Here is a 7684-nt window from a genome sequence, read left to right as displayed (position 1 = left end):
TCCGATGATCACCCACACCATGCCGCTCGAAGACATCAACAAGGGCTTCGACCTCATGCATTCCGGAAAGAGCGTCAGAGGCGTCGTGATTTACTGAGCTTGAAGCTACTGTAAAGCAGATAGATGCGACGCATAAGAAAGTCATCGCATCTATCTAAAAAGATTGAATTTTATGATCTATGTCGATGCTGATGCCTGTCCGGTCAAACCGGAAATCCTGAAAGTTGCCGAACGCCACGGCATCGAGGTGACCTTCGTCGCCAATTCGGGGCTGCGGCCGTCGCGCGATCCGATGGTACACAACGTCATCGTCTCCAACGCTTTCGATGCCGCCGACAACTGGATCGCCGAACATGCGGGCGCCGGCGATATCGTCGTCACTGCCGATGTGCCGCTCGCGGGGCGCTGTGTAGCCGCCGGAGCCTTCGTGACGGGACCGACCGGACGCGTCTTCGACAAGACGAATATCGGCATGGCGACGGCTATGCGCGATCTCGGCGCACATCTTCGCGAGACCGGCGAAAGCAAGGGATACAATGCCGCCTTCTCGCCCCGCGATCGCTCCGCCTTCCTCGAAACCTTCGACCGGCTTTGCCGGTGGGCGAAAGCATGATCCCTCAAAGTGCGCAGTGGCGTTTCAAGGAACAGCCATCGCACTTCCAAACCTATCAAACGCCTGGAGACCCGCCGTGAACATCATTTCCCAAAACACCGCCTTCGGCGGCATGCAGGGTGTCTTTTCGCATCAGTCAGAAGCCTGCAAAGGCGAGATGACCTTTGCCGTCTTCGTGCCGCCGCAGGCGATCAAGGAACCGCGCCCGGTTCTCTGGTATCTGTCCGGTCTTACCTGCACCCATGCCAACGTCATGGAAAAGGGCGAGTACCGCCGCATGGCCGCCGAGCTTGGCCTGATCATCGTTTGCCCGGACACCAGCCCGCGCGGCAATGATGTGCCAGACGAATTGACCAATTGGCAGATGGGCAAAGGCGCCGGATTCTATGTCGATGCCACCGAGACGCCCTGGGCCGAAAACTACCAGATGTACACCTACATTACCGAGGAGCTGCCTGCCCTCGTGGCCAAGCAATTCCGTGCCGACATGAGCCGCCAGGGCATCTTCGGCCATTCGATGGGCGGCCACGGCGCCATGACGATCGCGCTGAAGAACCCGGAACGCTTCAAGAGCTGCTCCGCGTTTGCTCCCATCGTCCAGCCGTCGACGGCAGATTGGTCCGCACCGGCACTCGAAAAATATCTCGGCAGCGACAAGGTCGCTTGGCGCCGCTATGACGCCTGCTCGCTCGTCGAAGACGGCGCCCGCTTCCCGGAATTCCTGATCGATCAGGGCAAGGCCGACAACTTTCTCGAAACCGGGCTGCGTCCCTGGCTGTTCGAGGATGCGATCAAGGGTACCGGCATCGGCCTGACGCTGCGTATGCATGAACGCTACGACCATTCCTACTATTTCATCTCCACGTTCATGGATGATCACCTGAAGTGGCATGCCGAGCGGCTGGAAAAGTGATGGTGGCGTGACCGCCTTACGCTCCGGCCTTGAAACGCGCCGAAGACGCAGGCATATAGAAATCACGCAGACGACTGCGGCGGCCGGCATCCAAAACCGGCCGTAGACATCGCGGGGACGGCCTCGCTCTTAACAATGGAGCGTAATATGGCCTGGTTCCTGCTTTTCCTTGCAGGCTTGTTTGAAATTGGCTGGGCAGTCGGCCTGAAATACACCGATGGCTTCACGCGAATGATGCCGACGGTTCTCACTGTCCTTTCCATGATCGTCAGTGTCGCACTGCTGGGTCTTGCCGTAAAAACCCTGCCGATGGGCACAGCCTATGCGGTCTGGACCGGCATCGGCACGGTGGGCACCGTTCTGCTCGGGATTTGGTTACTCGGCGATCCCGCAACCTTCGTTCGGTTGCTGTGCATCGGCCTGATCATCGCAGGCATCGCCGGCCTCAAGCTCGCCGCCTGACGGACCTCTCACTAAGGGCGCTGGCGATTGTCCAGTGCCCACGCTCCTGGGCCGGCAAATACCATAAACAAAAAGACGAAGCAGAACATTATCGGACCGTCACCCTGGTTGTTGGCCGGGAAGAAGTCGATCTGTGTGTGCACCATGAAATAGGCAATTGCCATTTCGCCGCTGAGGAGAAAGGCAACGGGCCGGGTGAAGAGCCCGAACAGGATGAGAATGCCGCCGATAAGCTCGATTATCCCTGCGACGAAGAACAGCTTCGTGATTTCGAAAGGCGCCGGCGGAAAGCCGAAGAGCTTTTGCGTACCGTGTTCGATGAACAGCACGGCAGTCACTATTCGCAAAATTGCGAGGGCTGCGGGTTGGTAGGGCGACAGGCGCTCGGCAAGTGACATGAAGATCTCCGTACGAATTGGCAATGCGAACGGGATACTGTCGGAAACACTCTCCCGTTTCGCCGATATGGAATCAACACGCGAGAGACGAAATTATTCACCGGGCCTGGAGAACACCAGGCCCGGCTTCAAGATGATTTACTTCTTGCGGCCGTCGATCGCCAGCAGACCCGGACCTGCGAAGATCAGGAACAGGAAAGCGAAGCAATACAGAATGGCCGCATCGCCCTGATTGTTCACCGGGAAGAAATTCTGCGGCATGTGCGCCATGAAATAGGCGACTGCCATGTTGCCACAAAGAATGAAGGCAACGGGGCGAGTAAACAGGCCCAAAACGATCGCCAGACCGCCAAACGCTTCTAGAATACCCTGAAACAGCATCAGAGGCGGCAGCGAACCAGTGAAGTGGCCGCCGGCGGGAAAGCCGAAAAGCTTCTGTGTGCCGTGTTCGATGAACAACAGGCCAATAACGATACGCAGTACGGTAAGAGCATAGGGCTGATATTGATTCAGCCGTTGGGAAAGCGCCATTTTTTGAACTCCAGTTTCGACTCCCTGCAGGAAGCAATAGAGCGACCTGTCCTGAACGGGAAAACAAGGATTCTGACGTCCAATCAAATTTCCGTGTGAAATCCGTGACTTGATGTCACAGATTACAGAGGGATGTTGTCGTGTTTTTTCCAAGGATTGGTCAGATCCTTGTTGCGCAGCATCCGGAGCCCCTGCGCGAGGCGCCGCCGGGTCGAGCGTGGCATGATCACTTCGTCAATGTAACCGCGCTCGGCCGCGACGAACGGTGACAGGAAGCGATCCTCATACATCTTGGTATGCGCAGCAATCCTCTCCGGGTGCGCAATGTCTTTGCGGAAGATAATCTCGACTGCGCCCTTGGCACCCATGACGGCAATTTGCGCCGTCGGCCAGGCATAATTCAGATCGCCGCGCAGATGTTTCGACGCCATCACGTCATAGGCGCCGCCGAAAGCCTTGCGGGTGATGACCGTGAGTTTCGGCACGGTTGCTTCGGCATAGGCGAAGAGCAGCTTTGCGCCATGCTTGATCAAGCCGCCATATTCCTGCGCCGTCCCCGGCAGGAATCCAGGCACGTCGACGAAGGTGACGATCGGGATATTGAAGCAATCGCAGAAGCGCACGAAGCGGGCAGCCTTTCGCGATGCGTCGCTATCGAGAACGCCGGCCAGCACCATCGGCTGATTGGCGACGAAGCCGACCGTAGCCCCCTCGATGCGGCCGAAGCCGCAGACGATATTCTTGGCGAAGCTTTCCTGGATCTCGAAGAAGTCACCCTCGTCCGCCACCTTCAGGATCAGCTCCTTGATGTCGTAGGGCTTGTTGGCATTGGCCGGGATCAGCGTATCGAGCGATGTGTCCGGCTCTGTAACGGATTGATAGCATTCGATCTCGGGCAGTGCCGCCGTGTTCGACTGCGGCAGGAAATCGATGAGCCGGCGCACCTGCAGCAGCGTATCGACATCGTTGTCGTAAGCCGAGTCGGCGATGGAGGACTTCGTCGTATGGACGGAAGCGCCGCCGAGCTGCTCGGAGGTGACCGTTTCGTTGGTGACGGTCTTCACCACGTCCGGCCCGGTGACGAACATGTAGGAGGTATCGCGCACCATGAAGATGAAATCGGTCATGGCAGGCGAATAGACGTCGCCGCCGGCGCATGGCCCCATGATGACGGAGATCTGCGGAATGACGCCCGAAGCCAAAACGTTGCGCTGGAACACCTCGGCATAGCCGCCAAGTGCTGCCACGCCTTCCTGAATGCGGGCGCCGCCGGCATCATAGATCCCGACGATCGGCGCTCTATTCTTCAACGCCATATCCTGGACCTTGGTGATCTTCTCCGCATGTGCTTCTGAAAGAGACCCACCGAAGACCGTGAAATCTTTGGCAAAAATGAAAACGGTACGTCCGTTGACGGTGCCCCAGCCGGTCACAACGCCGTCGCCGGCGATCTTGCTCTTTTCCATGCCGAAATCGGTCGAGCGATGCTCGACGAACATGTCGAACTCCTCGAAGGAACCTTCGTCCAGGAATATGTCGATACGCTCGCGGGCCGTCAGCTTGCCGCGGGCGTGTTGAGCATCGATGCGCACCTGTCCGCCGCCAAGCCTTGCGACCTCACGACGACGCTCCAGTTCCAACAGGATTTCCTTCATGCGGCCCTCTCTCCCTCGTTGCTCGGGCTTAGCATGGCGCGAGCCATCTTTGAAGCTATAGGCTCATTCCGACAGCCGCGGCGTGTTGAGCGAGAAGATCGCGCGGATACGGGCAGCAATATCTTCCGCCATCAGTTCATCCGCCGTACTCAAGTCGGGCGCGGTTGTTGCAATGTCGAAGGACGCCATGGCAATCACCGCGCCGCCATCGAGCGACGCCGCGTCGATATTGACCTTGGCGGTATTGCGATCCTTGTTGAAGCCGCGCCCCTTGCTGACCTCAGTCAGGCGAACGGTCAGCGCAACCGCCGGCAAGGTAGTGTTGTGGGGCGTTATGGCAATGGCAGCGTTTACGCGATCGCTGACGGCGTCGATCAAAGCCGGTGAAACCGGCGGTATGACCTTGTCGGCCACGATGCTCGCGCTGCGGATATCATAGGTCGGAGGCGGGGGATCAGCGGACCAGGTCGAGCACGCCGTCAGTACCAGACATCCCACGAGCGCCGATATGGCACCCGACCTCACCCACGACATCATCCCTGCCCCAACTTTCGAACTTGCAAGATACGAAAGCCGCTATAAAGGACTGGAAATCAACAATATTCAACTGTGAAGAGCAGAAAAAACGTCGGTTGCCGCCTGAAATTCCTCGAAACGCTGAGCCCGGCGCTGTTCCGCTTCCTCGTCGCTGCCCCAATGCTCGATCGTCCAGTCTTCGTCGAGATGTGCGAGCGACCAAACATCGGCAAGCGGCAGGCGGCCTTCGGCAAAGGCAAGCGCGAGGATCGCCGAACCCGTGAGAGTGGTGATCGTATGCAGGCTCGCAAGCTCCATCGGCGTGTCGAACTTACGCAGGGCCGAGGCAAAGGCAGCGATGGCTTCGGCTGGCTGCTCCTGGTGCATCACGCCTTCAGCAAGAATAAAGCGCGCGCCGATATCGCGGGCGGCCCATTCGATCACCGGGTTCCAACGCTCCGATTGCCGCTCCACGAGACGCTCCGGGCCATCTGCACGATAGCAAAGCAGATCGCTGCCGGAAAAGCGCACGATCTCGTCAAAAACGGCGCCGCTTTCAACTGCCACGCCATCAATCGCGGTATTCACAAGGCGAGTAACAGGCATGGTCGCGGGATCGATGATCTCGACCTGCCTCGCCCATTCGGCGGCAACAAGCTTGGCGAGTGCTTCCGTCGGAAGGGCAAGGGCATGACGCGCAGGCGTCTTCACCACCTTGCCGTCGAGCGCGATAGCATGACCGCCGTCGTCCTTGGTGATCGTCACGTCCTTGTAGAAGCGCTTCGGCAGCGGCTTCTTCATCTGGATCTGCGCGCGGCGGATCGGATCGGGATGGCTCAGACCTTCGGAAAGATCGTTCAACAGGTCGCGCATGGCGTCACCTCAGAGAATATGGCTCAACAAGTCGTTCGGATGATGTGCAATCGCATCGGCGCCGGCGGCAAGAAGCTCTTCCACGGACGCGTAGCCCCAGGATACACCGATCGCCGTGGCGCCGGCTGCCTTTGCCATCTGCATGTCATAGATCGCATCACCGATGACGATCGTATCGTGCGGATCCATCCCTGTCTCGTCGCAGCACTCCGTTACCATGGCCGGATGCGGCTTCGACGGGCAATCGTCGGCGGTACGCGAAACCACGAAGTATGGCGTGAAATCGTTGACTTCAAGAGTATGCACCAGACCACGGCGGGATTTGCCCGTCACGGCGCCGAGCAGGATCTCATCGTGGGCCGCGAGCGTCTCGATCAGCGGCTTGATGCCATCAAAGAGCGGCGTCTGCATATCGCTCTCGTCGCGTACGCCGGGCGAGATGGACTTATAGTGCGCCGACATGGCAATCGCTTCGTCATCGACATGCGGCTTGCCTTGCATCCGGGCAATAGCGATCTCGAGCGAGAGGCCGATGATGGATTTCGTTGCCGAAATATCCGGACGCTTGTAGCCGAAATCGACGAAAGTCCGCGCCATCACCTCATGGATCAGGCGCACGCTATCGACGAGCGTGCCATCGCAATCGAAAAGGACCAGTTTCATTCGTCGTCCGGCTCCTCTGCCGATGTCTCATCAAAACCGAGGAGATTCCATGTCTGCACCATATGCGGTGGCAAAGGAGCGGTGACGCGCAGGCGCCCACCGTTCGGATGCGGAATATCGATGTGGCGCGCATGCAGATGCAAGCGCTTCTGGACGCCGCCAGGGAAATCCCAGTTCGGATCGTCGTCGAAATATTTGGGATCGCCGATGATCGGGTGGCCGATATGCAGCGCATGGACACGCAGCTGGTGGGTGCGTCCCGTATATGGCTCCATCTCCAGCCAGGCGAGGCTCTGCGCGGCAGTCTCAAGCACGCGATAATAGGAGATCGCGTGATCTGCGCCCTCTTCACCATGCTTGGCGATGCGCATGCGGTCGCCATCGGCTGTCGCCTCCTTCACCAGCCAGGTCGAGATCTTGTCTTCATGCTTGCGCGGCACGCCTTTGACCAGCGACCAATAGGTCTTCTTGGTGTCACGCTCGCGGAAGGCGGCCGTCAGCTTCTGGGCTGCGCCGCGGGTGCGGGCGATCACCAAGACGCCCGACGTGTCTCGGTCGAGACGATGAACGAGGCGAGGCTTTTCGCCCTTTTTGCTCGTCCAAGCCTCCAGCATCTGGTCGATATGGCGGGTAAGGCCGGAGCCGCCCTGCACCGCAAGCCCTGCAGGCTTGTTCAGCACAAAGACCTTCTCGTCTTCATGCAGCAGCATGCGCGACAGGAGTTCGGCATCGCCGGCGTGCTTCAAGTCTTTTCCAGCGATGGGGCCGCTCTTGGCATCCTTGGAATCCACGTCGAGCGGCGGTATGCGGACGATCTGCCCCGGCTGCACGCGCGCATCGGTCTTGACGCGGCCACCATCGACGCGCACCTGTCCGGAGCGCATCAGCTTCTGCAGTTGCCCGAAGCCAAGCCCTGGGAAATGCACCTTGAACCAGCGGTCGAGGCGCATGCCGGCTTCGTCAGGCTCGACCTGTATATGTTCAATCCCGGCCATTCTTCTTCTTTCAAACGCCGTAGCGCGATCCGAGAATGCCAAACGCTTGCTGGATGGAATCGCGC

The 7684-nt window shown here is 59.0% G+C and carries 10 protein-coding genes; 3 read left to right on the top strand and 7 right to left on the bottom strand.

The annotated features are described in order from the left end of the window. Positions 1 to 172 precede the first annotated feature (172 nt). From GGD46_RS12685 to sugE, 3 genes are all read left to right on the top strand, one after another. Positions 173 to 613 carry a YaiI/YqxD family protein gene (locus GGD46_RS12685; protein WP_184704246.1) on the top strand — a complete coding sequence of 147 codons (441 nt, stop codon included), beginning with the start codon at positions 173 to 175 and terminating at the stop codon, positions 611 to 613. Positions 614 to 689: 76 nt separating this feature from the next. After that, a complete protein-coding gene (gene fghA, locus GGD46_RS12680; RefSeq protein ID WP_184704244.1) occupies positions 690 to 1526 on the top strand; it encodes an S-formylglutathione hydrolase in 837 nt (278 codons plus the stop codon). A 147-nt stretch (positions 1527 to 1673) separates the two neighbouring features. Further along, a complete protein-coding gene (gene sugE / locus GGD46_RS12675) occupies positions 1674 to 1988 on the top strand; it encodes a quaternary ammonium compound efflux SMR transporter SugE (RefSeq protein ID WP_184704242.1) in 315 nt (104 codons plus the stop codon). A gap of 11 nt (positions 1989 to 1999) precedes the next feature. On the opposite strand, the gene GGD46_RS12670 is transcribed toward sugE, so the two are convergent. From GGD46_RS12670 to GGD46_RS12640, 7 genes are all read right to left on the bottom strand, one after another. Next, positions 2000 to 2386 (bottom strand): DoxX family protein, encoded by a 387-nt coding sequence (locus tag GGD46_RS12670; RefSeq protein ID WP_184704240.1) that lies wholly within the window; start codon positions 2384 to 2386, stop codon positions 2000 to 2002. A gap of 138 nt (positions 2387 to 2524) precedes the next feature. Continuing rightward, positions 2525 to 2917: a DoxX family protein gene (locus GGD46_RS12665; RefSeq protein WP_184704238.1), complete on the bottom strand. Its 393-nt coding sequence runs from the start codon at positions 2915 to 2917 to the stop codon at positions 2525 to 2527. A gap of 122 nt (positions 2918 to 3039) precedes the next feature. Next, entirely contained in the window at positions 3040 to 4572 is a 1533-nt protein-coding gene (locus tag GGD46_RS12660) for an acyl-CoA carboxylase subunit beta (protein ID WP_184704236.1), read from the bottom strand. Between the two features lie 63 nt (positions 4573 to 4635). Further along, positions 4636 to 5106 (bottom strand): hypothetical protein, encoded by a 471-nt coding sequence (locus GGD46_RS12655; protein ID WP_184704286.1) that lies wholly within the window; start codon positions 5104 to 5106, stop codon positions 4636 to 4638. A gap of 69 nt (positions 5107 to 5175) precedes the next feature. Further along, the gene (locus GGD46_RS12650; RefSeq protein WP_184704234.1) at positions 5176 to 5961 is read right to left on the bottom strand and encodes an ATP12 family chaperone protein; all 786 of its coding nucleotides are present in this window, start codon (positions 5959 to 5961) and stop codon (positions 5176 to 5178) included. Positions 5962 to 5970: 9 nt separating this feature from the next. Beyond that, on the bottom strand, positions 5971 to 6624 hold the full coding sequence (locus tag GGD46_RS12645) for an HAD-IA family hydrolase (RefSeq protein WP_184704232.1): 654 nt from the start codon (positions 6622 to 6624) through the stop codon (positions 5971 to 5973). Next, positions 6621 to 7619, bottom strand: a complete 999-nt coding sequence (locus GGD46_RS12640) for an RluA family pseudouridine synthase (RefSeq protein WP_184704230.1) — start codon at positions 7617 to 7619, stop codon at positions 6621 to 6623. The genes GGD46_RS12645 and GGD46_RS12640 overlap by 4 nt, the downstream gene beginning before the upstream one ends. Between the last annotated feature and the right edge of the window lie 65 nt (positions 7620 to 7684).

Source organism: Martinezella lusitana (assembly GCF_014207095.1).
Taxonomy (GTDB): Bacteria; Pseudomonadota; Alphaproteobacteria; order Rhizobiales; family Rhizobiaceae; genus Rhizobium; species Rhizobium lusitanum_B.
The sequence above is the reverse complement of the archived record's forward strand: the minus strand, read 5'-3'. Positions and strand labels throughout refer to the sequence as shown.

Bases quoted from the DNA above. Each gene is read 5' to 3' on its own strand.
- GGD46_RS12685 (WP_184704246.1), top strand. From the start codon at position 173: ATGATCTATGTCGATGCTGATGCCTGTCCGGTCAAACCGGAAATCCTG.
- sugE (WP_184704242.1), top strand. From the start codon at position 1,674: ATGGCCTGGTTCCTGCTTTTCCTTGCAGGCTTGTTTGAAATTGGCTGG.
- GGD46_RS12670 (WP_184704240.1), bottom strand. From the start codon at position 2,386: ATGTCACTTGCCGAGCGCCTGTCGCCCTACCAACCCGCAGCCCTCGCA.
- GGD46_RS12665 (WP_184704238.1), bottom strand. From the start codon at position 2,917: ATGGCGCTTTCCCAACGGCTGAATCAATATCAGCCCTATGCTCTTACC.
- GGD46_RS12660 (WP_184704236.1), bottom strand. From the start codon at position 4,572: ATGAAGGAAATCCTGTTGGAACTGGAGCGTCGTCGTGAGGTCGCAAGG.
- GGD46_RS12655 (WP_184704286.1), bottom strand. From the start codon at position 5,106: ATGTCGTGGGTGAGGTCGGGTGCCATATCGGCGCTCGTGGGATGTCTG.
- GGD46_RS12650 (WP_184704234.1), bottom strand. From the start codon at position 5,961: ATGCGCGACCTGTTGAACGATCTTTCCGAAGGTCTGAGCCATCCCGAT.
- GGD46_RS12645 (WP_184704232.1), bottom strand. From the start codon at position 6,624: ATGAAACTGGTCCTTTTCGATTGCGATGGCACGCTCGTCGATAGCGTG.
- GGD46_RS12640 (WP_184704230.1), bottom strand. From the start codon at position 7,619: ATGGCCGGGATTGAACATATACAGGTCGAGCCTGACGAAGCCGGCATG.